Genomic DNA, 1,445 nt, shown 5'->3' with positions numbered 1-1,445 from the left:
TTTTTTCCTGGATTATTACTACTAAAATCAAACAAATTTCATGTAATAATGAAATTTTACTATTTTGTAATAAAAATTGGATATTCAAATCGCCTATATTCTACAATCTTCTACCTATTTATATGAATTTCTACAATGAAATAGTCGTTTTGAGTCGAGCGATTAAGAAAGGATATTTATTTTATTTCAAGAATTAGTACATTACTAATTCATAAGGGGTGAAGAAAATGAGTAGTATAGGTCATATAATAAAATCAGAAAGAATAAACCAAAGTATGAAACAAAACACATTGGCCAAGGGAATCTGCTCTACATCCTATTTAAGCAAAATTGAAAATAATACAACAGTTCCAAGTGACGAAGTTATAAGGCTTTTACTCAAAAGGCTAAAAATAGAAATAGATCAAGTTTCAAGTGAAGAAGAAAATAAGGTAATTGCATTGTTATTTGAGCTGTATGAAACTGGCATTTTGAGCAGGGATAAAAATTTAATAAGAACATCCTTGAAAGAGTTTACGAAAAGAAAGCATTACTTCTTACAATTAAATAATTTCTATAGTTATCACCTATTTATGTTTCGTCTCCAGTTAATTTTAAACGAAGAGGAAGATAACCTTCAAACGACCTTCAACGTCCTTGTGAAAATAAAAGATGATTTAGACGATAAACAAAAGTTTGTTATGAATCTTAATCTTGGATTGTATTATTATTTGGATGGAAATTATCAAAAGGCATTAAATCAATTGGAAAAATCATTAAAATTCGTAAATAAGGAAACAAATGAAGAATGGGAGATCGCTGATTACTATAATGTACTAAGCTTAACGTACTTTAAATGCAATGAATTTTTTAACGCAATAAACTATGCTTCCAAATCTTTGGTCTACTATAAGGACAATCTCTTGTTCGAAAGAGCAATTGATAATTTCATCGTTATAGGAATATCACATAAAAGAATGAGGAAATATGAAGAAGCAGAAAAGAATTATAATTTTGCTGGAAAGCTAGCAATAGATTATAAACTTATACACTATGAGGGGGTGATTTATCAAAATCTAGGTTCATTACACGCTATTCAAGGGAGTCATGAAAAAGCCATTGAGTTCTATGAGTGTAGTTTGAGATCCAAGGAAAAAATTTGTAATACAGAAAGATACCTAATAACCATTCTTTCCATTATTAAAGAGTATTCAAAGCAAGCGGATCATGAACAAGTTCTAAAGTGGTGTCAAAAAGGCTTAGAAAGGATAGAGGTGGGAAAAAATTCTAGCAATGAAAATATTTCATATTATTTTCATATAGAAATATATAGAACTTTCCATAGTTTATCCGAAGAACTTGAACTGGTACTAAAAGAAGCTATCCATCATTTTGAAAATATCCAAGATGATCGACATGTTCAAAAGTATTCTATTTTATTAGCAAATTACTATTTTAAACAAAAT

At 28.6% G+C, this 1,445-nt stretch carries 1 protein-coding gene; it reads left to right on the top strand.

Going from position 1 to position 1,445, the window contains the following annotated elements; genetic code table 11:
* Positions 1-227 precede the first annotated feature (227 nt).
* A partial coding sequence (locus AN959_RS18070; RefSeq protein ID WP_056832837.1) for a helix-turn-helix transcriptional regulator occupies positions 228-1,445 on the top strand: 1,218 nt, incomplete at its 3' end.

The organism is Psychrobacillus sp. FJAT-21963, from assembly GCF_001420585.1.
Classification (GTDB): Bacteria; Bacillota; Bacilli; order Bacillales_A; family Planococcaceae; genus Psychrobacillus.
Note: the sequence above shows the minus strand (reverse complement) of the source record. Positions and strands in the feature narration are given on the sequence as shown.